The sequence below is a fragment of the Litchfieldia stipae genome (assembly GCF_014837155.1).
In the GTDB taxonomy this organism is placed as follows: domain Bacteria; phylum Bacillota; class Bacilli; order Bacillales; family Bacillaceae_L; genus Litchfieldia.
In genome coordinates this window covers 118,689-143,712 of the sequence record NZ_JACYHA010000002.1, presented here as the reverse complement: position 1 = coordinate 143,712, position 25,024 = coordinate 118,689, and the positions used below count along the sequence as shown (strand labels likewise).

Below are 25,024 nucleotides of genomic sequence, written 5' to 3'. Positions count from 1 at the left end.
GGACAACTCTTATCTAACACTATTACTATGTAAGGAAAAAATCAGATAGTATTACAGTTTCTTTACGGACAAGTTACAAAGCTATTTTCATCTTTAAAAAGGGGAGAAATGTAAAAATCTACAAATTTGTTTTATAATATTGATAATAGTCAAATGAATTGCTTTTCAGATGAAAAAAGGAAGGAGCAGACCCATGAAATCTCTGATTGAAGCGTTACATCATACTTGTCAAACAAATTTGTTGAAGGAGAAAATTCTATTAGTCGATTCTTATTCCAATGGGGAGCAAGTGATTTCTCAATACATGAAAGAAGGATATCATGCGATCAATTTAAAAATAAAAACAATACGTGACTTAGCATTAGCGTCAGTAGAGTTACATCATGAATATTGTACACCTGCTATTGGCTCTCACCTTTTATACAAATTATTAAAAAATCTAAAGGTTGAGCAGCAGCTACAATACTTTCATGAACTCGAAGTTACCCCAGCACTTAGCTATGGAATGTTTGAAATTATTCAAGAATTACGCCTGGCAGGTTATACGAGTGAAACGATAAATGAGTCACAGTTTGTTACGAAGGCAAAAGGACATGACATGGTTCACATTCTAAAGGGCTATGAGATGTTACTACATGAAAATAAATTAAAGGATGACTATCATCTATATCACGAAGCAATTCAGAGAGGAAATCGGTTAGACTGTATTTATATCCTTCAAAGCAATCTTTCAGTTACATATTTGCAAGAACAGTTTTTAAAGAAAATCATCTCAGAGCATATCGTTCATCTTCCGTTAGCACCCGTTTATGGTGTAGCAAAACCCCAACAGACCAATTTTTCTAGAATATCAGAAGGTGCTGCAACGCCACTTAGTTATATCTATCAGCTGCAAGCATTAGAAGATCAAAGAGTTAACTTAAATCTATTTTCAAGTAAAACAGAGGAACAAGAATTAAAACAGATGATTGGTCAAATAGGAAAAAAGAAGCTCAAATTTGATGATTGTGTCATTTTATATAGTCAAAGCAATCCCTATTTAACAACAATGTATCATCTAAAAGAGGCTTATCATCTTCCTGTCACTTTTAGTGAAGGAATTCCTATCAAGTTGACAAGACCAGGAAAACTAGTAACAGGGCTTTTACAATGGATTAAGGAAGGGTATAGCGTTTCAGCGTTTATTCATCTATTACAAGAAGGGTTGATTGATGTTGGAGAAGAAGGACCTGCCAAAACAAGATGGACAACCTTACTAAGAAAATTAAATATTGGATGGAATGAAGGACGTTATCTCATTCAATTACAAAATGAACTAAGAAATGTTGAAGGCAAACTTCATCAAGAGCATGACGCTCAAAAGCATGAGTATCTTTCACAGCTACGTCATGATCTATCATGGTTATTAGAATGGTATCAGGCTGTGTTTGCTAAATTACCACATTCAAGCATAGAACTTACTTACCGTGAGCTTTTACTTGGTTTACAGCAGATGATTCGAGACTTTAGTAGAATATCGTCTAGCTATGATCAAGGGGCAAAAGAACAGTTATTAGAGCAAATAGATCGTATTTTGTCCTATTCCAATGAAATGGTGACATTAAATGAGGGGATCTATCGCACTGAGGAGCTATTATTGCAACTTCAAGTGGGAGCCTCAAGACCCAAGCCTGGTCATTTACATATAAGTTCTTTCAAAAACGCTGCATATCTGGCTAGAGAGCATGTCTTTATCGTTGGTTTAGACAATCGGCGTTTCCCGGGAGGAAGTGGAGAAAATCCATTGCTCTTAGATCTTGAGCGAAAAAAACTTGGCAACATGATTCCACTTCTTCAGGAAAATTCTAAAGACAAACTATATGAAATGCTTCAGGTACTAGCATCTTCAAGTGGTCACGTTACAATGAGCTATTGTCAATTTGATGTAAATGAAAACCGAGCAACAAGCCCATCACATTTGTTTTTACAATGCTATCGCCTACAATCTGGCTGGCATCAAGCCGATTTCAAAAAGTTAAAGCGCTCTCTTCCTTCACTTGATGAAGACATCATATTGGCAAGGGATTGGTGGATTCAAAAATTGACTTCAGCCAATCAAAAAGTACTCGAGCAATCATTATTAAAAAACTATGAACATATATCCTTAGGTATTAAAGCTGATGAAGAAAGAATGAAATCAGCATTCACAATCTTTGATGGAAAAATCATTAGTGATACGACTATGTTAGATCCAAGGAAAAACAAAGAAAAAACGATTTCAGCTGGAAAACTTGAAATGCTAGCAACATGTCCATATTCATACTTTTTACAAGAGGTATTGAAGATTAAGCCCCTTGAAGAAACGGGCTTTTCAATTGATCGTTGGTTAGATCCACCAACAAGAGGAACATTATTACATGAGATTTTCGAAACCTTCTATCGAAAGCTACAAGATTTAAATGAAAGGCCTTCAGTTGAAAAGCATCACACTCTTATACACGACATAGCTCTAAATAGTCTCGCAACAATGAAGGAAACTGTACCACCACCAAGTGAGAAGGTAGAGCTACAAGAGACAGCAGAAATTTTAGAATCCTGTGAAACCTTTTTGAAAATTGAAGAAGAAAACAGTATCCATGGGGTTCCAAAGTTCTTTGAGTATTCTTTTGGAGTGGATGGTATAGAACCAGCAATGATCACTTTACCATCAGGTACAATCCATGTTTCAGGCAAAATTGATCGAGTCGATCTACAAAATGATGAAACATATCATATTATTGATTATAAGACTGGTAGCACATGGGGATATGATGGTCATACAATCTTTCGAGGCGGACGTCAGCTACAGCATATGTTGTATACGTTAGCCATTGAAAATCATTTGTCGTTAGACGAAGGAGTTGTTCAGAAAAGTTCTTACTTATTCCCAACAAAAAAAGGATTAGGACAGGTCTTTGAACGGGAACAAGAAGAATCAATTAGAACAAATGGTCGTGACATTCTGGAAAATTTATTAACTGTGATTGAACACGGTCACTTTACTATGACAGATGATGAAAATGACTGTCGCTATTGTCAATTAAAAGATGTATGTAGACGCTCAACATATGACAAAGAACAAATGGAATTAATCCATCAAGATCATGAGGCAACAGGAGTACGTCGCTTTAAGGGGGTAAGGGCATATGACTAAACTGGTCGTTGATCAAGAAGCACGTGATAAAATCAAACACATATTAAATCTTAATTTTTTAGTAGAAGCAGGGGCAGGATCAGGAAAGACAACTAGCTTAGTTGAACGTATGGTTAATTTAGTCAAAACTGGTACATGTCAAATAGAAGAAATTGTTGCCATTACATTTACTCGAAAAGCGGCAGATGAGCTCAAAACTCGTTTTCAAAATGAACTTGAGAACACATGGAAAGAAGAAATAGATACAGATGTAAGACACAGACTCGAGCAAGCAATACAAAATATGGAGCAATGTTTTCTTGGAACCGTTCATTCGTTTTGTGCACGTTTGTTGCGTGAACGACCTGTAGAGGCAAAGCTTGATATCACCTTCAGTGAATTAGAGGACGAGGATGATGATCTCATTGCAAAAGAAGCATGGCATCATTATTTAACAATGCTTCAAATGAATGACGTCTCGCGACTTAAACAGATTCGAGAGCTAGGCATTGACGAGAATACTTTGCTAGATCGATTTCAAATACTGAAAACCTATCCTGATGTGGATTGGGTAAAGTCTCATATTGATAAACCAGAGCTCTCAGATACATATTTAGCATTTATAAACCTATTAAATGAAGCATCTCGTTGTATACCAGAGAAAATCGATAAGGGACCAGATAATCTTCAAAAAGTCATTAAAGAAGCACTTCGTATGGAACGTCTTTTGAAAAAAAATGATCAACTATGCATTAAGGTATTTGAGTTGTTTGATAAAAAATCTGCATTTAAAATCACACAAAAAAAGTGGACGTCGAAGGAAGATAGTAAGGAGTATCAAGGAAGAATTGAGGATTTTTTCGAAGAAAGAATTTCTCCTTTATTAGTAGAATGGAGACAATATTGTCACCCTATTATTATCGAGTTTTTACATGGTGCTTATCAAGTTTATGAGCAAATCAAACAACAGCGTTCGTTACTGAATTTCCAGGATTTATTAATCAACACGACCAATTTGCTGAGATGGAACCCTGAAGTTCGTACGTATTTTCAGCAAAAATATAAATGTTTGTTAGTAGATGAGTATCAGGATACAGATCCAATTCAAGCAGAAATGTTATTTTATTTAACAGGTGAAGATGTTACTGAAAAGGATTGGAGCAAATGCAAACCAAGAGCTGGTTCCTTATTTGTTGTTGGTGATCCTAAGCAAGCGATTTACCGATTCCGACGCGCTGATATCGACATTTATAATAAGGTGAAAGAACTAATGAAGGCACATGGAGGAGAAGTTCTCCAGCTGACGATGAATTTTCGAACCATTGATTCAATCACAATGCAATTAAATGATGTATTTAGACTACAGTTACCAGAAACTGAAACGAAATATCAAGCCGCCTACCGACCACTTAACTCGTTTAAGGAGGATCAAGAAAACGACGTTTCAAGGATTAAAACACTTATGGTCCCAGCAGAGTTTAGCAAAAACCAAAGAATGATCCTTGAAAAAGACGCAGAGAACATTACACTCTATCTCAAATCATTGCTACAAAAAGGGCATGAACCAAAGGAATTCATGATTTTGACTAGATATAATGGTGGAATGGATGTATATGCTAACACCCTAGAAAATGCAGGAATCCCCATTAGTGTTAGTGGTGAGTTGCAGATTGGGACAACTATGGTTTGGAATGATTTATTGATTCTTTTAAAAACATTTGTAGATATAACAGATTCACTCGCAACGGTAGCAACACTTCGTAGTATTTGGTTTGGAATAAGTGACGAAGAATTGTTTCAATGGAAACAAGCTGGAGGAAGTTTTTCCGTTTTTTCCAAACCACCAGAAGAGTTCAATACACAAACCCATCCTATTTCAGTTGCATTAAATACACTAAGAAAGTATACAAAATGGGTTGGAGAATATTCACCATTTGTAGCAATTGAGAAAATCACAGAGGATATTGGCCTTTATCCATTACTTATTGCAAAGGGATATGGTAATCGAGAGTATACTCAATTTCTTCAATTAATTGAGGCTACTCGCAAACAGGAAGATGAAGGACAAACAATGTATCACCAAACAGTCGCATTTCTCGCTAAAATGATTGATGCAAAGACAAAAGTAGTAGATTTAGATGAAGGAGCAAATTCTGTTCGAATCCTGAATGTGCATAAAGCCAAAGGACTTGAAGCACCCATTGTCTTTCTAGCACATCCAGGAAAGAAAACTGATATTAGTGAACGAATCTCAACACATATTAAAAGAGATGATCAAACTTCTCAGGGTTATTTTAAATTTGTGGAAAAGAATGGATTTGTATCAAAGACAATCGCCGAACCACATGGTTGGGAAAATTATAAGGCAGAAGAGGAGGCATACCTTCTTCAAGAAGAACTCCGCATCTTGTATGTAGCAGCAACCCGTGCCGAAAAAGAAATCATTATCAGTAGCTGTCAATCAAAAAACAACAACAATCCTTGGTCTATTCTACTAGATGGATTAAAAGATACTGAACAAATTTCACTGGACGATATTGTAATAGAAGAAAAAAATATCCCAGTTGAAATGATTACTCACGATGGATTTCTCAAAGAAACAGCGAATTTATTACCAAGCTGGATTGAAGAAAGTTCAATCCCTTCATTTACAAAGCTAAGTCCAACTGATGATAAGGAAGAAATCTATACGCTTGAAATCGAACGAGAAGCAGGGGGAGGTAAGGATTGGGGTCTTGTTATCCATGAGATACTTGAAAAACAAATCAATAAACAAATTTCTGATCAAGATATTACTCTAGCTTTAAATAAACATCAGATATCAGATAATCGACTAGAAGAAGTAAGGCAACTTTTACAACAATTTAGATCCTCTGCTGTTTGGAATGAGATTCAAACGGCTGAAACCGTACTAACGGAAGTACCATTTTCTTTACCAGTCCATGAAGGTGATGAATTATTTGATCAGATATATCATCAATCTAATGCGAATACTATCTATCTAACTGGAATCATTGATTTAGTGTATAAGTTGAATGGGCAGTGGAAAATTGTAGATTATAAAACCGATCGCCCCAAAGATGTTCAGCTATTACCTGAGCTGACAAATTACTATCGAACACAAATTGAATTATACAAGCAAGTATGGGAAAAGATGACAAGTGAAAAGGTTCAGGAAGCACAGCTTTATTTTGTCACTCCAAATAAGATCGTTACAATCGATTAATGCTAGGAATATGACAAAATGCAAAAAGACCTTACTCTTTTCTATTAATTAGTGTAATATAACGAAAGTACACTTTTTTTGAAATTTCTAGATAGAAAGGGTTTCACTTATGTCACAACAAGATCAATGGACATCAAAAATCGGATTTATCTTAGCTGCCGCTGGCTCTGCTATTGGTTTAGGAGCCATTTGGAAATTCCCTTATGTTGCTGGAACTGGGGGCGGCGGAGCCTTTTTCTTGGTGTTTTTATTATTTACTTTATTATTAGGTTGGCCATTATTAATCGGTGAATTTACGATTGGCAGGAACAGCCAAAGTGATGCAATTACAACCTATCGAAAGCTTGCACCGAATACAAACTGGGCTATTGTTGGGAAAATCGGCGTTTTCACTAACTTTTTGCTGTTGTCATTCTATAGTGTAGTTGGAGGTTGGATTATCCTTTATTTAATCCAAGCTTTGACAGGGGGCTTAAATGGGTTATCCCAGGATCAATATGGGCAAATGTTTGGCGAAACAATCGCAAATCCGCTCCTAACATTAGTAGCTCAATTAGGATTTATCCTGTTAACAGTATTGGTTGTCGCCAAAGGTGTTCAAAAAGGGATTGAAAAAGCAAGTAAAATAATGATGCCTGCCTTATTTATTCTTTTCATCGTATTAGTGATTCGTTCTCTTACATTAGATGGAGCAATTGAGGGAGTTAAATTTATACTTGTTCCGGATTTTTCTAAACTAACATCAGAAACGATTATTTTTGCGCTTGGCCAAGCATTTTTCACATTATCAATAGGGGCATCCGTTATGGTTACATACGCTTCTTATTTACCTAAGAGCCAGAACTTACCAAAGTCTGCTCTATCAATTATCCTGATGAATATTGCGATTGCACTATTAGCAGGGTTGGCCATTTTCCCTGGTGTATTCTCATTTGGACTTGAACCTAATGCTGGACCAGTATTAATATTCACTGTTTTACCGGCTGTGTTTGATCAATTACCATTTGGATTTGTCTTTTTAATTGCGTTTTTGGTTCTATTTTTATTCGCTGCATTAACTTCGTCCTTCTCAATGATTGAAATCATTGTCGCAACCTTGACCAAAAATAATCATACTAAACGAAAGAAATATACTTGGATCATTGGGATCATCATTTTCATTATCGGTATTCCTTCCTGCTTATCATACGGTGTCATGGCAGAGTTCATCCTGTTCGATCGAATTTTCTTTGATATCGTAGATTATTTAGTAAGTAATATCTTATTACCAATTGGGGCCTTGTTAATTGCTCTCTTTATTTCATGGAAAGTCTCGAAAGAGGAATTATTTGGTGAACTGAAGCAAGGATCTGCGATCGGGAAACTTGGATTTTCATTATGGTACTATCTGCTAAAGTATATTACACCAATTGCTATCATTTTCGTCTTTCTAGATTCAATAGGTCTATTGAATTGGTTAATGGGCTTGTTCAACTAAATATAGAAAGAACATAAATAAGATTCTACATTATTGTAGGGTCTTTTTTTATTTAAAGGCTGTTTTCCCAAAGTTTGTTGTTTTTTGAGGTGAATTAATTGAGAATAGATTTCTAGCAGTCTGAATACACGGAGACTCCCGTGGGACTAGTAACCAAAGTGAGACCCCGCAGGAGCACAAGCGACGAGGAGGCTCACCGGTTACCCCGCAGGACGCGGAGTGTATTCAGGCTGCGGTATCAAAAGCAACAATATATACGAAAACAGCCTATTTAAATTGATAGTTAGTATTCTTTATTCTCAGCCTGAATCCACATATTTACCCGAATTTACAAAACTATTATTCTTTTTTACATTGAGTTAATGCTGACAAAATATCCCTAATTTAAGATGATAATTGTTGAAACAAGACGAAAGGGGGCCTTTGACGGGTGATAAATAGACTAGGTGATTCTCCGCAGCACTTGAAGATTGCTGAATATTTAATTCAACAGATTCAAGCTGAAGGTATAAAGGTAAATGAAAGAATCCCTTCTGAAAACGAACTGTGCCGCCAATTTGAAACGAATCGACAGGTAGTACGACAAGCAATTACTAGGATCACAAATTTAGGCTGGGTCAGCCCTGTACAAGGAAAAGGTTACTTCGTCAATTCAATCCCAAAGCCAATACAATACGCGATTACGGAACAAACCCGTTTTTCAGACAATATGGAAAAAGTAGGAGTAGATTATAAGAGTAAATTGCTCAGTTGGACAAAAGAATACCCATCAGAGAATGAAAAAGAGAATTTAGGCATCTCCTATCAGGATTTCATTTATCGCTTAGAAATTTTACGATATGTAGATGATTTACCAATTTCGATAACGACAACCGCCTTACTTGAAAAAGAAGTACCTGGAATAGAAAAATACTTTGATCGTTTTACATCTTTATATCAAATACTGCTTGAGAACTACCATTTTCGACCTAATCGATCTCGCTCGATATTTCAAGCTAGCTTACCTTGCTTATCAGATATTGAACACCTTGATATTCCAGAAAGTGTTCCTATTATACAAATTGAAAGTCTCATGAATCATCCTAATGGCACTCCGATTGAATTTAGTGTAGCAAGAATAAGAGGAGATCGGCAGAAATGCTTAGTCATATTTTAAGGAGGTGGTACATCGGTTAAGTTTAATAAGCGTACATATCTAGTTTGTAGGAACCTAATTCCATATAAAACACTTATTTAATCAGGGGGAACTTAATAATGAAAAAAACTCTATTAATCCTTTTTACTTTCGCATTGATGGCTTTCATTACAGCTTGTTCATCAACTGATACGAATTCAGATTCTGAAACAGAGTCAACACCAGAGACAAAAACTGATAGTGAAACAGCAGAAGGTGGGACACTCACAATTACTTGGTATCCGAATGAATCTGGTGCAGATTTAAAGGATGCACGTGATGCAATCGGTGCTCTAGTTGAAGAAGTAACTGGTAAGAAAGTAGAGCATAAAACAACAACTGATTACATTATTGCGATTGAATCTCTTGCTAATGGAAACGCTGATTTAGCCTTCATGGGTGCTCAAGGCTATATTGAAGCAAATGCAAAAAATGCGAATGTTCAACCATTAGTTGTACCAAGTGGAGTTTCTGGAACACTTGAAGATGCTGTGTATTACAGCTGGTTAGCTGTAAAAAGGGGTAATGAGGATGAGTACAAAAATGGCGATGAGTTTGTCATTGATCATATTGCTGATAAAAAATTCTCATTTGTATCGAACAGTTCAACTTCTGGATTTAAAGTTCCGTCAACTGATATTGTTAATCACTTTAGCAAAATGGATGAGTATAAGGATTTAGACGCTGAAGACTTGTTAGAAGGTGGTATTTTCTTTAGTGATGTACAATATGGTGGTTCACATCAAGGTTCTGCAGTTAATTTATTGACTGATAAATCTGATGTTGCAGCATTTTGTGATACTTGTGTTCAAAACTATATTGAACTAGTAGAAGGTACTCATAATAGACCAGGTGCAGTATATAAGGTACTAGAGGATGCGGCTGAACCATTTAATACCATTCCAGGTGAAGAATTTGTGTTAATTTCAGTTACACCTGTATTAAACGCTCCATTCGCAGTGAACAAAGACAAGGTTAGTGATGAAGATGTTCAAGCTCTAGTTGAAGCATTTACTTCTGATGAAGTAGCTAACAATGAAAAAATATTTGTTCCAAAGGATTCTGGTGTTAGTGGGTTATTTTATAAAACAGCTGACGAACGTTTTGTAAATGTAGAAGATGATTGGTTTAATCCAATTCGTGAGCTATCAAAATAACAGTAAAAAGGGAGTTAACTATGGAGACGCTATTGAAACTTAATCATGTATCTAAACAATATGGAAATGATACTGTAGCTCTATCAGATGTTAACTTCTCTGTTCAGGAAGGAGAGTTTGTTTCCATTATTGGGCCATCTGGCGCAGGGAAATCAACTCTCCTTCGCTGCATTAATCGGATGATTGATGTAACTGGCGGAGAAATTATCTTTGATGATGTTGAGGTCATGAAGTTAAAAAGGAGAAGTCTACGGAAATTAAGAACACAAATTGGCATGATCTTTCAACACTATAATTTAGTCAATCGCTCTAGTGTCATAGAGAATGTTTTACATGGTAGATTAGGGTATAAATCAACCTTTACAGGGATGTTAGGAATTTATAGTGAAGAGGAGAAACAGCAAGCAGTTAAGCTATTAAAAACATTAGGGCTTGAGGAGCAAATATACAAGAGATGTGACCAGTTGAGTGGTGGTCAAAAACAACGTGTCGGAATTGCAAGGGCCTTAATTCAAAACCCTAAATTATTGCTTTGCGACGAACCGATCGCTTCATTAGATCCGAATGCTTCAAAAATCATTATGGATCATCTCAAAAACATTTCTAGTTCACTAGGTATTACAGTCATTGTAAATCTACATCAAGTAGATGTGGCTTTGAAGTATTCAGATCGCATTATCGGTGTTAGTCAAGGAAGCGTCGTATACAATGGATCCCCTCAAGATATATCAGAGGAGCAAATTCATATGATTTACGGCTCAGAAGTAGGAGACCTCATTTTAGATATTGGAGGTAAACATGCAGGCTGATTTTTTTGCAAAGAAAAGACGAACAACATTTATTATTCTGTTCATCATGATTGCTATAACATATGGAGCCATCATGATTACTGAGTTCGATGTGATTAAAGGACTGACCTCAATTCCAGCAGCAATTCATTGGGGCTTGACCAATTTCTATCCAGATGCAAAGTCACTCGAAAGGCTACCCAATATTTGGAGTAAGCTGCAAGAAACACTATTAATTTCGATCGCTTCGGCTACAATTGCAGCGTTCTTCGCACTGATATTTGCGATTTTCGGATCAAACACAACGAAAATAAATGGTTTTTTTAGTGTGGTTTGTAGGGGAATAGCAACACTATTTCGTAATATAGATGTCGCAGCTTGGGCATTGATTTTATTATTTGCTTTTGGACAAAGTGCATTAACTGGATATTTTGCTTTGTTCTTTGTCTCATTTGGTTTTTTGACTCGGGCTTTTATGGAAACCATTGATGAAGTGGGAAGTAGTTCTGTTGAAGCATTGAGGGCTACTGGTGCAAGCTATTTTTCAATTATTATGAATGCGGTTATTCCATCAAGTATAAGTCAAATCATGAGTTGGCTGCTATTTATGATCGAGACGAATGTGCGTAGTGCAACACTTGTTGGTCTTTTAACAGGAACAGGAATTGGGTTTTCCTTCGACTTATATTACAAAAGCTTAAATTATAATGCTGCTAGTCTTGTAGTTATTATGATTGTCGCTTCAATCTTAGTCATTGAGTTTCTATCAAACTATGTTAGAAGGGTGATCTTATAATGGGAGTAGGTGAACTATCAAAAATTCATCCAGACATGAAAGGCAATGGATCACTGCCAGATATAAAAAATAAAATCAAAGTAAAACCATTAACTAGAGCTACCATCGTTTTGAGATTAACAATATCCATCTTGATTATATTAACGGTGTACGGGTTTATGACATTTGATTATAAGGATGTAAAAATGGTTGATGGACTATTAATGCTTGGTACTAATTTGAAGGTGATGTTTACTGAAGCACATTTCAATCACTTTACATTTAGTGAGGCGGTTTACCAGGTTTTAATTACACTTGGACTTGCATTGCTAACAACTATTTTCGGTGCTGTGTTAGCATTATTCCTCGGCCTATTTGCTGCAGAAAATTTATCATCGAAAAGAGTCTCTAACCTTATTAAAGGGATCATTGCATTTATCCGGGCAGTGCCGACTGTATTATGGGTATTAATCTTCGCCATTGCAGCGGGACTTGGTAGTGTGGCTGCTGTAGTAGGAATGACCTTCCATTCCATGGGCTATTTAGTTAAAGCCTATTCTGAGTCTTTTGAGGAATTAGATAAGGGAGTCATCGAGGCATTACGTGGGAGTGGGGCTAATTGGTGGCAAATTATCTTCCAAGCAGTCATCCCATCATCAATGACTTATTTAATTTCTTGGACATTTCTACGATTTGAAATTAACTTTGGAGTAGCCATCGCGATGGGCGCAGCTGCTGGTGCTGGCGGTATTGGTTTTGATATGTTCATGGCAAGTGCGTTTTATTTAGATTTACGAGAGGTTGGGATGATTACCTATTTTGTCTTAATTGTCGCTATTATGTTAGAAATTATTGCAACAAGAATAAAGGCAAAGCTAAAAGTAAAAATGTAAGCCTAAAAAAACGCCGAAAAGGCGTTTTTTCTATTTAATCATAGATTTGTTGATTGTAAATTCTATCTTTAGATTATTTTTACATTAGCTTAACCATGCCAACTTGTAGATAAGCTAACCTTAAACTATGGAATACATATTTCCTTACATACCAGAATTGAAAGGAGTAGCCATGAAGAAATCAAGATTAACAAAAATATTAGTCGAAGGTGATCCTGCTCTATTAAAGAAATTATCAACCCAGGTTGAAGGAAGATCACATGTTCAATTAGAACGACCTGCTTCTTGTGGATTAGTGATGATAAAGGCTCGAGATTCAGTGTCAATGCAGCCATTCTATATGGGAGAGGTTCTGCTGAGCGAATGTACTGTCGCTATTAATGATTCATTTGGAATTGGGGTCATTATGGGTGAAGCGTTAGAAAAAGCCTATCAACTTGCTGTAATTGATGCAGCTTTTAACGCGCAGCTTGACATCACCTCCTCTTGGAAATTTGAACTTGAAGAGGAAGAACGAAATATATATAACAAACAGCTAATGGAAAGTAAAATTGTTTCTCAATCTCAAGTACATTTCGACACGATGGAGGATTACAATGACAAAAGCTGAACAGGTTACGTTTAACTATATTTACGGTGCCCAACAAATCTACCGTAAGTTAATAGATTGCATGGCTAGACCCGGAAAGATAAATGATATCCAAGAATTGATAACTGGTATCGAGCAAACTCATGATTTTTCACCTTCCTTAATGGCCATTGCCTATACACTTATCGATCGGGAAGTGAGCTTTCACGTCATAACGAATCGACAAAGAGATGTTGCACAATTCCTTCATTGGAAGACATTTAGTAAGAATGAACAGCTCGAGAAAGCAGACTATATCTTTGTCCATAAAGAGTTAAATGAGCAAGACATCCATGAAATCATGAGTTGTGTAAATATTGGATCGTTAGAAGACCCACACGAAAGCGCAACCTTAGTTTTACATCTTTCATCATTTCAAGAAGGAGATACATACCGATTAAGCGGACCAGGAATAGCTGGTGAGAAGCTTTGCTCATTTGAAGGATTATCTCCACATTGGATAAGGCTTCGAAATGAGTTAAACAAAGAATACCCTTTAGGAATCGATCTAATTTTAACAAATGATTCTGGAGAAATCCTAGCAATTCCAAGAACAACTTTGATAGAAAGTGAGTGTTCATAAATGGGATATGTTGCAGTTACTGGCGGTCAAATAGCGATTGAACAAGCGGAAAAGCTTGTTCAAATGTACCGACTTAAAGGCGTTCAAAATGTTTTAAAAACTGAAGAAATCACAAACCAAATGCGTCTTCTGATTGATCGAGTAATGGGCGAGGGTGGGCTCTATGCTCCTGAATATGCAGCATTAGCCCTTAAGCAATCAGAAGGTGATACACAGGAAGCTGCATTTCTACTCAGAGCTTATCGCTCTACATTACCTAGAAATCATTATTCAGTGACTCTTGAACCGAAAAATATGAGGGTAATCCGAAGAATATCTTCTTCCTTCAAAGATATTCCAGGCGGTCAACTATTAGGACCAACCTATGATTATACTCATCGCCTATTAAACTTTCAGTTACGTGATGAGGACGATCAGTCCATCTCAGATTTTATAAATGAATATGAATTAGAACTACCTTCAACAGAGACATTGCCAACATTTGAAAAGGTAGCAGACCTACTGAGAAAACAGGGATTGCTTGCAAATAGAGAGTTACACGAAACAGAACCATTTGATATTACTCGGGAAAAGTTAACCTTCCCAGCTCCACGTTCTGCTAGACTTCAAATTCTAACTAGAGGAGAAACAGGAGCAATGACTTCCATGGCTTACAGCAGTATGAGAGGTTATGGGGTCGTACACCCAACGATTGGAGAATTGCGAGTTGGGTATGCAGAAGTAAGTATCCCATATCCATTTAGTAACGAAGAAGACGATGATTCAATTTATATAGGGGAAATCCTTCTAACCGAGGTTGAAACCATCAACTCCTTTACCCAAAATGAGCAAGGCGATGTGGAGTTTATGCTAGGGTACGGACTCACGTACGGGCAAAATGAAGTAAAAGCCATTTCAATGGCGATATTAGAACGAAGTCTTGAAACATCCGGTAATGCCCCTACTCAGGACGAAGAATTTGTTCTATTACATGTAGACCCAGTTGAAGCACATGGATTCGTATCACATTTAAAAATGCCACATTATATCACCTTCCAATCCATGCTAGACCGAATCCGAAATGCCCAAGGTTTAGCTAAATAGAAAGAAAGGAATGAACATAATGAATCAGCTAGTTGAACAAAGCTATAATTATGCGTTTCTAGATGAAGGCTCTAAAAGAGAAATTCGTAGAGCTACATTAAAGGCGATTGCAATCCCAGGTTATCAAGTTCCTTTTGCATCCAGAGAAATGCCAATAGGACGTGGCTGGGGGACAGGTGGACTTCAATTAACACTTTCTTTAATCGGTAATGGAGATTGCTTGAAGGTCATTGATCAAGGTCATGATGATAGTGTGAATGCCGTTAGTATAAAGAAGCTAGTAGAGAAGTGCACAGATCTAACTACGACTTCAAATACAGAAGAGGCCACAGTGATTCAAACACGTCATCGGATACCTGAAAAAAATCTAAGGGCAGAACAGATTCTGGTCTTTCAAGTTCCAATGCCAGAGCCGCTTAGAAGAGTGGAATCTAAGGAAAAGATTACAAAAAGATTACATGCTGAAATGGATTATAGCAGCATGTGGCTAAGATTATATGAAGATATCATTAAATGGGGAGAAATTACGATAGGGGCTGATTATCCAAGTATGGCTCATGATCGATATATCTTTAATCCTAGCCCCATCCCACGTTTTGATTTATTAAAGCTTCATCAGGCTGAAGGTCTCTACTTATTTGGTGCTGGAAGAGAAAAGAAAATCTATGCTATACCACCCTTTACAAATGTCACACCGTTGCAATTTGATGATTATCCATTTCAAGTAGAGCACTTTGATGGGTTATCGTGTCGTCTCTGTAAAAGTGAAGATACATTCCTTGATGAAATCTATGATGATATCTCTGGTGAAATCATCTATCAGTGCTCTGATACAGGACATTGTTCAACCATGCAAAAAGAAAATGGGGTGCTCGTCTAGTGGTAGCTTCTATACATGAAAAACCTCTATTAAAAGTCGAGAAGTTAACTAAACGTTATGGTAATGGGTGTTCCTATTGTGTTGAACCTGAAATGTTAGGGGAGGATACAAATCGTTGTCAGCATTGTGGAAGTGTATGGGCATGTAACAATATCGAACTAGATTTATATCCTGGAGAAATCCTTGGAATCGTTGGAGAAAGTGGATCAGGAAAAAGTTCCCTTGTGAAATGTTTATATTTTGATGATGAGGTTACCTATGGTGATGCAACCATATCACTCTACCATGATGGAGAATCGAATATTCTCGCAGCATCTGCTCAGCAAAAACGCTACATTCGAAATTATTTAATGGGAATGGTCTATCAAAACCCATGGTTAGGTTTGAAAATGAATTTCTCCAGTGGTGGAAACATTGTAGAAAAGCTAATTGCTTCAGGTTCTTTTCATGTAGGAAAAATAAGAGAAAGGGCATCAGAGCTCTTACAGCATGTTGAAATTCCAACTAATCGGATGGACGAACCACCTAGTACGTTTAGCGGTGGAATGCAACAGCGTGTCCAAATTTCAAAAGCACTAGCAAATAATCCACCGATTCTATTATTAGATGAGGTAACAACTGGATTAGATTTGTCAGTTCAAGCAAAAGTTTTGGACCTTATACGAAAGATACAAAGAGAAAGCAAGGTAGCTATGATTGTCGTTTCACATGATTTAGGAGTCATTCGTATGCTTGCTGATCGAACGATGGTTATGAGACATGGAAAAGTGGTCGAGCAAGGATTAACAGATCAAATTTTAGAAGATCCACAGCATCCTTATACGCAATTATTGGTTCATTCTTTACTATAAATTAGAGGTGAAATGATGAATAAACAACTGAAGATCTATCGAGCTAACATTGTAACTCCTACAGAAGTAATAAAAAACGGAACAGTCGAAATTGACGGAGATCGAATAGTCGGGATCAAGGAAGGCATACCAGATAAGATAGAAAAACATGATATCGATGCAGGTGGAAATTGGTTATTACCAGGTTTGGTTGATTCACATAGTGACGCAATTGAAATTGAATTAGAGCCAAGACCAAGTAGCAAATTCCCAATCGAGGTTTCCTTTTATGAGCTTGAAAAGAAGCTTGTAGGTGAAGGCATTACAACAATTTACCACTCATTATCATTATACGAAGAGAATGCCAAAAAGTGGATTAGACAAAATCAGACTGTCATTCAAATCATTGAAGATATCAAACGATTGGCGATAAAACAACATTTAATTCGTCATAAAACGCATCTAAGATTTGAAATAACAAACAAAAGTGGTGTACCAGATGTCGAGCGATTAATTAAAACAAATAAGATTGATCAGCTGTCCTTCATGGATCACACATCTGGACAAGGTCAATATCGTGATATTGACATGCACAAAAACTTCTTAATGGAGCATCGTCATTATTCTGAAGAAGAAGCTCTTCAAATCATTGAAGAAAGTAAATCAATGGAGAAACTAGATCGTAAAACTTTACAAGAAATTGCCAATCTAGCAACTCAATATGACATTCCGATTGCATCTCATGATGATGACACCATCGAAAAGCTATCAATGCTCAAAGAGTGGAATGCGTCGATCAGCGAGTTTCCAATCGAGTTTGAAGTAGCAAAAAAAGCAAAGGAAATGGGGCTTTATGTTGTAATGGGAGCACCAAATGCTCTGTTAGGTAAATCTCATAGCAATAATCTGTCAGCAATGGAAGCTATCCTGAGTGGACTTGTAGATATATTCTGTTCAGATTATTATCCATCATCGATGCTCCATGCACCATTTAAATTGGCTAATACTTATCTACCAATCAATGAAGCTATTAATATGGTCAGCTTAAATCCAGCAAAAGCTTTAAAGCTAGACCATGAAGTTGGTTCAATTGAAATCGGTAAAAAGGCAGATCTCCTGATTGTAAGTGAAGATGGAGTAAGACCTGTATTGCATACTGTACTCGTTGATGGCCATATTGTATGTCAAATGAATTATCATTCTCAATCACTTACTAGAGTTATTCATTAGTTACTACATTAAGTAAGACTGTTCATACAAACTCATACCCAAAATGAACAAAAAGGTGGGGAGCTTTGAAGATGCTATTAAAAATACGCAATCTACAAAAAACATTTACGATTCATCATGATCAAGAAAAAAAGATTATAGGGTGTAACGGATTTAATCTTGAACTACAAAAAGGTGAATTCCTCGGTATTACCGGAAAAAGTGGCTCTGGTAAATCAACCATATTAAAAAGCATCTACCGCACCTATACTCCATCAGGTGGAGAAATCATCTATCAATCAGGACAATTTGGACCTATTGATTTAGTGACAGCTTCAGAGCGAGAGATTCTATTAATTCGTCAGAAAGAAATCGGTTATGTATCTCAGTTCTTAAATGTGATGCCACGTGTCACTGCTCTTGAAGTTGTGATGACAGCGATAAGTGAAGCAACTTCAGATCAATTAGACGTAATAAGAATGCAAGCAGAAGAGATTCTTACTCACTTTAAGCTTCCACAAACACTTTGGGATTCATATCCTCGGACCTTTAGTGGTGGTGAGAAGCTAAGACTTAATCTTGCACAGGCAATGGTCAAGAAACCAACGCTATTATTATTAGATGAACCAACCGCTTCACTAGATCACGCTTCCAAGGACTCCGTCAAGGAGATGATTATTGAATTGAAAGAAGCTGGAACAAGTATGATAGGAATTTTCCACGATATTGACTTTATGGAAACCGTTGTTGATCGAACATATAGCTTAACAAGAGAAACCCTAGTATAAGAAGCATTTAATGTCAAAAATGGAGGTGCTAGAATGAAGATTGATCTTCATTGTCACACGAAGATTTCAGATAACTCTTTTACAATTGAAGAAGTTCTATGGCAGGCTAAACGAAATGATGTCACACATCTTGCTATTACTGACCACGATACAACCGCGGGATTAGAATACGCAATGCAATTTGGTGAAAAGATCGGAGTGACGATTATCCCAGGCATTGAAATCTCAGCATATGATTACAAAAGAAACACAAGAGCTCATATCTTAGGTTTATTTATCACTCCAGGACATCCTGCCATTTCTAAGCTTTGCCAACCCTTTTTAGAAAAGCGAAATGAAGTGTCTTACTTAATGGTAGAGCAGCTGATCAAAAATGGTTACGACCTTTCGTGGGAAGAAGTACAAAGCTATGCAGAAGGTGGAACTAGTGTATTCAAACAACATATTATGCATGCTTTGCTGGATAAAGGATATACAAATCGAATATACGGAGACCTCTATAAAAAGCTCTTCATTAGAGGAAATGCGATCAAAGAACCCGGTATTGCCTATGTTCCACTCGAATATGTCGATGCAATTGAGGCAATAAGAGTGATAAGAGAAGCTAATGGGATTCCTGTCTTAGCGCATCCTGGTCAATTTAATAATTTTGATGCTGCAAGAGAGTGGGCCAAAATGGGGTTAGAAGGAATTGAAGTAAAGCATCCTTTGCATAATGTCGCAGATGAAATAAAAGCAAAAGAAATTGCTGAGCAATACAATCTTATTCAGACTGGTGGATCTGACTTCCACGGATTCTATGGTGATGCCGAAGTTCCTTTAGGGACATTTAACTTAGGGGAAGATTGTTTGGAACTTCTATTAAAGCGGAAGATTGAGCTTTCACACCCTTAATATATGAATAATAAAATTTATATGTCTATAAATGAGCTAACCAACAATTTTATTGGTTAGCTCATTTTTATGGACCGTTGAAACTTCTATTGATTTCAAACGTACTTATATTTATGTTAAGAAAGAGAATAATCTAAATGTTGACAGAAAGGAGTGTCCCATGAGCGTCATTAAAAGATTTAAAACCATTATGGCAAGTAATATCAGCCCCCTTCTAGAAAAAGCAGAAAAACCTGAACAACTATTAAACGAGTATTTAAGGACCATAAGTATAGACTTACGTCAAGTAAATGCTGAAATGACGACAATGATTGAACAAGAAAAGCGTGCAAAAAGATTGTTAGATGACTGCAAAGCAGAAATAAACAAATTCGAAAGATATGCGATGAAGTCAATTGAAGACGGCAATGATGAAGGGGCAAGGAAATTTTTAGAGAAAAAAGCTGAAGCTACGAACAAAAGTGTAGTACTTCAACAAGCGTATGAAACTGCTATGATTAATACCAGCCAACTAAAACAAATAAACGATAAGCTAACAACTGACCTCACAGACCTGCAATCAAGAGCTAACACTCTTAAAAATAAGACAATTCTCACAAAAACGAAATCTTCAGCTAATACAACCTCAAAATTTGAACATTTAGAAGAGCAGGTTGAACGTGAACTAGCTGAGGCAGAGGCACTTGCTGAACTACGTAAGGACCGATTTGACATTTAACAAAACAACATATGTAAGAGGTGAAGAAAATGGTCATTCATTATAAATGTCCTAACTGTGGATCTGACATGAACTTTGATAGTGAAACAGGCAAATTATCCTGTCAAAGCTGTGGAAGAAAAGACAATATCGAGGACTTTAATGAAGAGTTTATTACAACAACTTTTTCTGAAGATGAAGCAAAAGAATATCAATGTGAAAATTGTGGAGCTGTAGTAATCACTGAAGCCGAAACCTCAGCAACAAGATGTAGCTTTTGTGGAGCAGCTGTCGTACTAGCCGATCGAATATCCGGCGTATTAGCTCCCGCGAAGGTCATTCCATTTACCATCAGTAAAGAAGAAGCCATGCAAGCTTTTCGAAAATGGTGTAAAAACGGAATATTAACTCCAAAAGGATTTATGACTGCTGATCGTGTAAAGGAGATTACAGGCATTTATGTACCTTTTTGGATCTATGATTTAAATAGCAAAGCAAAGGTAGAAGCTGCAGCAACAAAAGTACGTACGTACACAAGCGGGGATTACATTGTTACTGAAACAAAGTATTACGAAGTATTCAGAGATATCAACCTCAATTATTTGAAAGTGCCTGTTGATGCTTCAGAAAAAATGAGTGACGAGCTCATGGATAAGTTAGAACCTTATGATTATAGCCATTTGAAGGAGTTTAAAACACCATATCTCGCAGGATATATAGCAGAAAAATATGGCTTTGATGATGAAGAACTTTTTTCACGAGTAAAATCGAAAATATCGAGTTATATCGACTCCTTTATCAGTTCAACAACGAAAGGTTATTCAACCGTACGCTATAATAAAAAACATGTAGATACATCAAAAACACGAAGTTCATATATCTTATTACCAGTCTGGATGATCTATTATGACTTTGACCAACAAGAACATACATTTGCTATGAATGGGCAAACAGGAAAAGTGGTTGGTAAACCACCAATTAGTTCAAAAAAAGTAGCGACATGGTTTAGTGGTATTGCCGGAAGCTCATTTATAATCCTATTTTTACTCTCCTACTTTATGAAAGGAGGATTATAATGATTAGACAAAGAGCTTTCAAAGTCCTTTTTTCATTCATTGCCATTTTACTCATTTATTCTACTTTTTTTAGTAATGTCTTTGCTGCTGAAGCCAATCAGAAGATTTATGACTACGCTGATCTTTTAACAGCTGGGGAAGAAGCGGAACTAGAACAACTAGCAAATACGTATGGTGAAGAGAGACAAACGGATTTTATCATTTTAACTACTAATGATACAGAAGGGAAAAATGTTGTTGAATTCATGCAGGATTTTTACGATGAGAAAGCATTAGGCTACGACAAACCTCATGGGAATACTGCGATTCTGACTGTTGATATGGAACATAGGGAAATCTATTTAGCTGGATTTTATAAAGCTAAAACCTATTTAGATGATAGCAGATTAGATCTTATCCGTGATAAGATTACCCCAGCCTTATCAAACGGGGATTATGTTGGAGCAGCTTCTACTTTTATCGAAACCTCCTACGAGTATATGGGAATACGACCTGGAGTTAACCCAGAGAATATATTATTTAAGCTGTGGTTTCAAATCTTATTGTCTTTAGTAATTGCCGGAGTGGTGATTTCAGTTATGGTTTTTAATACAGGAGGAAAGGTCACAGTCAATGACCGAACCTATATCGATCCAAATAATTCGAAAGTCGTTAATCAAAGAGATACTTATATAAGGACCTCAGTCTCTAAGCGGAAGAAACCTTCTAATAATTCTGGTGGAGGTGGAGGTAGCGGTGGAGGAATAACAAGAGGTGGACACTCACATAGTGGAAGCCGAGGTAGTTTTTAAAAGTTAATATACGGACTAGACCGAACGAAAGGATTGAGATATCTATGGTTTTTTTTAGGAATCAATTTGCAAATGTGGTAGAGTGGGAAGAATTCCGTGATGACATGATCTTCTGGAAATGGAGCAATCAGGAGATTAAGAAAGGTAGTAAACTACTTATTCGTCCTGGTCAAGATGCGATCTTTCTAAATAATGGAAAAATCGAAGGAATCTTTCAAGAGGATGGGGAGTATAACATTGAATCACAGATCATCCCATTTTTATCCACTTTAAAAGGTTTCAAATTTGGATTCAACAGTGGAATGAGAGTAGAAGTCTTATTTGTAAATACAAAAGAATTTATTGTCAAATGGGGAACTAAAAACGCAATTAACATTCCTACTCCCGAATTTCCAGGCGGGATGCCCATTCGTGCAAATGGAACCTTTAGTTTTAAAGTAAATGACTATGTTGCGTTAATCGATAAAATTGCAGGCATTAAAAATAGCTATCTTGTTGAGGATGTTAAGATTAGAATCACTTCCATTCTTGATCAACTATTGATGAAATGGATTTCTAGAGAAGGGAAGAATATGTTCAACCTCCAAGCAAACTCCTTTGAGATTGGAAAAGGTATCAAGGAAGATCTTGATATGCAGATTCTTGATTCGGGTTTAACAATTACTGAATTTACAATTATGAGCTTTAACTATCCTAAGGAGATTCAGGATATGATTACCAAAACAGCTTCTCATGGAATGATTGGAGACCTTGAAAAGTTCAAACAAGTATCTATGACTGAAGGGATCTCTTCTGGTAAAGTATCTGGAGGAGGAGCAGCAGCTGATATGGCTGGTATGATGATGGGTATGAATATAGCGAATGAAATGATGAAAAATATGAATCAGAATCAACAACCAAAACAAGAACAACAAAACCAATCACAACAACCAGCTACTCCACCAACTGAGGAAAGAAAGAAACCTAATTTCTGTCCAAACTGTGGACAAAAAACAACTGGTGCGAACTTCTGTCCTAATTGTGGGCAAAAATTAATTTAACCATATTAACCAAAATCAAAGCTTAAACCCTCAATAAATAGAGGTTTAGGCTTTGATTTTTATCTGTTTTTGAGTGTTTTTAGCTTGTTTACATAAGACTTCATGTTTTCCACCTTTTAAATTATTCATAATTATCATATAATAGTAGATATACTATTCTATGATTGGATTATTATAGACTTTGATATGGTTACAATTGCTACTTTAAATGTGTAACAGGTTGCGCATTAGTTTAGTGTGACTCTTACATCTGATCTGAAAATTTGATAGGAAAAGGTTGGTAAATATGAGCAGCAGAGAAACTAATACAGACGTCATTTTAATTGGCGCAGGAATCATGAGTGCGACTTTAGGAACACTCCTAAAACAATTAGTACCAGAATTTAAAATTAAAGTATTTGAGAAGCTAGCAAAATCAGGAGAAGAAAGTTCAAACGAATGGAATAATGCAGGTACAGGCCATGCGGCACTTTGTGAGCTTAATTATACCGTCGAAAAACCAGATGGAACTATTGATATTAGTAAAGCAATAAATATTAATGAACAGTTTCAGGTATCATTACAGTTCTGGTCATATCTTGTAAAGAAAAAACTGATTGGAAAACCTCAGGACTTTATTATGCCATTACCACATATGAGCTTTGTCCATGGGGAGCAAAATGTTAACTTTTTGAAGAGACGTTTTGAAGCGCTCTCAAAAAATCCATTATTCCAAGGAATGGAATTTTCAGATAAACCAGAGAAGCTAATGGAATGGATTCCTCTCATTATGAAGGATCGTGAAATAAAGGAACCCATTGCTGCAACAAAAATTGATGATGGAACAGATGTCAATTTCGGAGAGTTAACTAGAAAGTTATTTGATCATTTAAAGAGTAAACAAGTTGAAATAAAATATAATCACAGTGTCAATGATATTAAACGTCGAAAAGATGGTTTGTGGGAAGTGAAGGTACGGAAAGGCAACGGTACGATTGTCACACAAACAGCTAAGTTCGTATTCATTGGTTGTGGTGGCGGAAGCCTACATTTGTTGCAGAAATCAGGAATTCCAGAAGGAAAGCATATTGGTGGATTTCCGGTAAGCGGTATTTTTATGGTGTGTAATAAGCCTGAGGTAGTAGCACAGCATCATGCAAAAGTATATGGTAAAGCTAAGGTTGGTGCGCCACCAATGTCTGTCCCACATCTAGATACAAGATTTATAGATAATAAGAAATCATTACTTTTTGGACCATTTGCCGGTTTTTCTCCAAAATTCTTAAAAAATGGTTCAATGTTTGATTTAATTACTTCTGTTAAATTAGATAATGTATTAACAATGTTAGCAGCAGGAGCGAAAGAATTGGCTCTAACTAAATACTTGATTCAGCAAGTAATGCTAACAAAGGAGCAACGGATGGAAGAGTTACGAGAATTTATTCCAAATGCAAAAGCAGAGGATTGGGATTTGATTGTAGCTGGTCAACGTGTTCAAGTTATCAAAGATACAGAAGAAAGTGGAAAGGGAACACTTCAATTTGGTACGGAAGTAATTACATCAGCAGATGGTTCGATTGCGGCACTATTAGGGGCTTCTCCAGGTGCTTCAACAGCCGTACATGTCATGCTTGAGATAATCAAAAGATGTTTTCCTGAGCGCATGCTCGAATGGGAGCAGAAGATTATCGAAATGATACCGTCCTATGGTATGACATTAATGGATCATCCAGAGCTCTTGCAACAAATTCATGCTTCCACAGCAAAATCACTAGGGTTATTTGAAAAGGAATTTGTACTGAATTGAAAGATTAAATTTCGACACCCAGGTTTGGATGATCATAAAGACGAATCATTTTCAATTTCTACTAGATTTTTAAAATAGGATATAGTAAAACGATAAAT

General features: G+C 36.5%; 21 protein-coding genes. All 21 read left to right on the top strand.

The window, feature by feature from the left end; translation table 11 throughout:
• Positions 1–193 precede the first annotated feature (193 nt).
• The 21 genes from F7888_RS02860 to F7888_RS02760 all read left to right on the top strand — a co-directional run bounded on the left by F7888_RS02860 (position 194) and on the right by F7888_RS02760 (position 24,926).
• A complete protein-coding gene (locus F7888_RS02860; protein WP_191777019.1) occupies positions 194–3,172 on the top strand; it encodes a PD-(D/E)XK nuclease family protein in 2,979 nt (992 codons plus the stop codon).
• A complete protein-coding gene (locus F7888_RS02855; RefSeq protein WP_191777017.1) occupies positions 3,165–6,377 on the top strand; it encodes a UvrD-helicase domain-containing protein in 3,213 nt (1,070 codons plus the stop codon). The genes F7888_RS02860 and F7888_RS02855 overlap by 8 nt, the downstream gene beginning before the upstream one ends.
• 109 nt (positions 6,378–6,486) lie before the next feature.
• Positions 6,487–7,854, top strand: coding sequence for a sodium-dependent transporter (locus F7888_RS02850; RefSeq protein ID WP_191777015.1), 1,368 nt, complete (start codon positions 6,487–6,489; stop codon positions 7,852–7,854).
• Positions 7,855–8,284: 430 nt separating this feature from the next.
• Complete coding sequence (locus tag F7888_RS02845) at positions 8,285–9,010, top strand: GntR family transcriptional regulator (protein ID WP_191777013.1); 726 nt, start codon at positions 8,285–8,287, stop codon at positions 9,008–9,010.
• Between the two features lie 98 nt (positions 9,011–9,108).
• A complete protein-coding gene (locus F7888_RS02840) occupies positions 9,109–10,185 on the top strand; it encodes a PhnD/SsuA/transferrin family substrate-binding protein (protein WP_191777011.1) in 1,077 nt (358 codons plus the stop codon).
• Positions 10,186–10,205: 20 nt separating this feature from the next.
• Positions 10,206–10,994: a phosphonate ABC transporter ATP-binding protein gene (phnC, locus tag F7888_RS02835; protein ID WP_191777009.1), complete on the top strand. Its 789-nt coding sequence runs from the start codon at positions 10,206–10,208 to the stop codon at positions 10,992–10,994.
• Complete coding sequence (locus F7888_RS02830) at positions 10,984–11,769, top strand: PhnE/PtxC family ABC transporter permease (protein ID WP_191777007.1); 786 nt, start codon at positions 10,984–10,986, stop codon at positions 11,767–11,769. Before phnC ends, F7888_RS02830 begins: the two co-directional genes overlap by 11 nt.
• Before the next feature lie 35 nt (positions 11,770–11,804).
• Positions 11,805–12,641: a PhnE/PtxC family ABC transporter permease gene (locus F7888_RS02825; RefSeq protein ID WP_225228589.1), complete on the top strand. Its 837-nt coding sequence runs from the start codon at positions 11,805–11,807 to the stop codon at positions 12,639–12,641.
• Positions 12,642–12,813: 172 nt separating this feature from the next.
• Complete coding sequence (gene phnG, locus F7888_RS02820) at positions 12,814–13,251, top strand: phosphonate C-P lyase system protein PhnG (RefSeq protein ID WP_191777003.1); 438 nt, start codon at positions 12,814–12,816, stop codon at positions 13,249–13,251.
• Entirely contained in the window at positions 13,238–13,852 is a 615-nt protein-coding gene (gene phnH / locus F7888_RS02815; protein WP_191777001.1) for a phosphonate C-P lyase system protein PhnH, read from the top strand. The genes phnG and phnH overlap by 14 nt, the downstream gene beginning before the upstream one ends.
• The gene (locus F7888_RS02810) at positions 13,853–14,935 is read left to right on the top strand and encodes a carbon-phosphorus lyase complex subunit PhnI (RefSeq protein ID WP_191776999.1); all 1,083 of its coding nucleotides are present in this window, start codon (positions 13,853–13,855) and stop codon (positions 14,933–14,935) included. It abuts the gene before it with no gap.
• Positions 14,936–14,954: 19 nt separating this feature from the next.
• Entirely contained in the window at positions 14,955–15,815 is an 861-nt protein-coding gene (locus tag F7888_RS02805) for an alpha-D-ribose 1-methylphosphonate 5-phosphate C-P-lyase PhnJ (protein ID WP_191776996.1), read from the top strand.
• A complete protein-coding gene (locus tag F7888_RS02800) occupies positions 15,815–16,666 on the top strand; it encodes an ATP-binding cassette domain-containing protein (RefSeq protein WP_318246221.1) in 852 nt (283 codons plus the stop codon). The genes F7888_RS02805 and F7888_RS02800 overlap by 1 nt, the downstream gene beginning before the upstream one ends.
• Positions 16,667–16,681: 15 nt before the next feature.
• Positions 16,682–17,875 carry an alpha-D-ribose 1-methylphosphonate 5-triphosphate diphosphatase gene (locus F7888_RS02795; RefSeq protein WP_191776994.1) on the top strand — a complete coding sequence of 398 codons (1,194 nt, stop codon included), beginning with the start codon at positions 16,682–16,684 and terminating at the stop codon, positions 17,873–17,875.
• Positions 17,876–17,946: 71 nt separating this feature from the next.
• Positions 17,947–18,642, top strand: coding sequence for a phosphonate C-P lyase system protein PhnL (locus tag F7888_RS02790; RefSeq protein WP_191777450.1), 696 nt, complete (start codon positions 17,947–17,949; stop codon positions 18,640–18,642).
• A gap of 33 nt (positions 18,643–18,675) precedes the next feature.
• Positions 18,676–19,536, top strand: a complete 861-nt coding sequence (locus F7888_RS02785; protein WP_191776992.1) for a PHP domain-containing protein — start codon at positions 18,676–18,678, stop codon at positions 19,534–19,536.
• 160 nt (positions 19,537–19,696) lie between these two features.
• Positions 19,697–20,254, top strand: a complete 558-nt coding sequence (locus F7888_RS02780; protein WP_191776990.1) for a PspA/IM30 family protein — start codon at positions 19,697–19,699, stop codon at positions 20,252–20,254.
• 29 nt (positions 20,255–20,283) lie between these two features.
• Positions 20,284–21,309 (top strand): TFIIB-type zinc ribbon-containing protein, encoded by a 1,026-nt coding sequence (locus F7888_RS02775; RefSeq protein ID WP_191776988.1) that lies wholly within the window; start codon positions 20,284–20,286, stop codon positions 21,307–21,309.
• Positions 21,309–22,100 carry a TPM domain-containing protein gene (locus F7888_RS02770; RefSeq protein WP_191776986.1) on the top strand — a complete coding sequence of 264 codons (792 nt, stop codon included), beginning with the start codon at positions 21,309–21,311 and terminating at the stop codon, positions 22,098–22,100. The genes F7888_RS02775 and F7888_RS02770 overlap by 1 nt, the downstream gene beginning before the upstream one ends.
• Before the next feature lie 44 nt (positions 22,101–22,144).
• Complete coding sequence (locus F7888_RS02765) at positions 22,145–23,140, top strand: SPFH domain-containing protein (protein ID WP_191776985.1); 996 nt, start codon at positions 22,145–22,147, stop codon at positions 23,138–23,140.
• A gap of 286 nt (positions 23,141–23,426) precedes the next feature.
• Positions 23,427–24,926, top strand: a complete 1,500-nt coding sequence (locus F7888_RS02760; RefSeq protein ID WP_191776984.1) for a malate:quinone oxidoreductase — start codon at positions 23,427–23,429, stop codon at positions 24,924–24,926.
• The last annotated feature ends 98 nt before the right edge of the window (positions 24,927–25,024 follow it).

What these genes read in the sequence shown, in the direction of transcription:
- F7888_RS02860 (WP_191777019.1), top strand. Translation starts at nt 194, where the DNA reads ATGAAATCTCTGATTGAAGCGTTACATCATACTTGTCAAACAAATTTG.
- F7888_RS02855 (WP_191777017.1), top strand. Translation starts at nt 3,165, where the DNA reads ATGACTAAACTGGTCGTTGATCAAGAAGCACGTGATAAAATCAAACAC.
- F7888_RS02850 (WP_191777015.1), top strand. Translation starts at nt 6,487, where the DNA reads ATGTCACAACAAGATCAATGGACATCAAAAATCGGATTTATCTTAGCT.
- F7888_RS02840 (WP_191777011.1), top strand. Translation starts at nt 9,109, where the DNA reads ATGAAAAAAACTCTATTAATCCTTTTTACTTTCGCATTGATGGCTTTC.
- phnC (WP_191777009.1), top strand. Translation starts at nt 10,206, where the DNA reads ATGGAGACGCTATTGAAACTTAATCATGTATCTAAACAATATGGAAAT.
- F7888_RS02830 (WP_191777007.1), top strand. Translation starts at nt 10,984, where the DNA reads ATGCAGGCTGATTTTTTTGCAAAGAAAAGACGAACAACATTTATTATT.
- F7888_RS02825 (WP_225228589.1), top strand. Translation starts at nt 11,805, where the DNA reads ATGAAAGGCAATGGATCACTGCCAGATATAAAAAATAAAATCAAAGTA.
- phnG (WP_191777003.1), top strand. Translation starts at nt 12,814, where the DNA reads ATGAAGAAATCAAGATTAACAAAAATATTAGTCGAAGGTGATCCTGCT.
- phnH (WP_191777001.1), top strand. Translation starts at nt 13,238, where the DNA reads ATGACAAAAGCTGAACAGGTTACGTTTAACTATATTTACGGTGCCCAA.
- F7888_RS02810 (WP_191776999.1), top strand. Translation starts at nt 13,853, where the DNA reads ATGGGATATGTTGCAGTTACTGGCGGTCAAATAGCGATTGAACAAGCG.
- F7888_RS02805 (WP_191776996.1), top strand. Translation starts at nt 14,955, where the DNA reads ATGAATCAGCTAGTTGAACAAAGCTATAATTATGCGTTTCTAGATGAA.
- F7888_RS02795 (WP_191776994.1), top strand. Translation starts at nt 16,682, where the DNA reads ATGAATAAACAACTGAAGATCTATCGAGCTAACATTGTAACTCCTACA.
- F7888_RS02790 (WP_191777450.1), top strand. Translation starts at nt 17,947, where the DNA reads ATGCTATTAAAAATACGCAATCTACAAAAAACATTTACGATTCATCAT.
- F7888_RS02785 (WP_191776992.1), top strand. Translation starts at nt 18,676, where the DNA reads ATGAAGATTGATCTTCATTGTCACACGAAGATTTCAGATAACTCTTTT.
- F7888_RS02780 (WP_191776990.1), top strand. Translation starts at nt 19,697, where the DNA reads ATGAGCGTCATTAAAAGATTTAAAACCATTATGGCAAGTAATATCAGC.
- F7888_RS02775 (WP_191776988.1), top strand. Translation starts at nt 20,284, where the DNA reads ATGGTCATTCATTATAAATGTCCTAACTGTGGATCTGACATGAACTTT.
- F7888_RS02770 (WP_191776986.1), top strand. Translation starts at nt 21,309, where the DNA reads ATGATTAGACAAAGAGCTTTCAAAGTCCTTTTTTCATTCATTGCCATT.
- F7888_RS02765 (WP_191776985.1), top strand. Translation starts at nt 22,145, where the DNA reads ATGGTTTTTTTTAGGAATCAATTTGCAAATGTGGTAGAGTGGGAAGAA.
- F7888_RS02760 (WP_191776984.1), top strand. Translation starts at nt 23,427, where the DNA reads ATGAGCAGCAGAGAAACTAATACAGACGTCATTTTAATTGGCGCAGGA.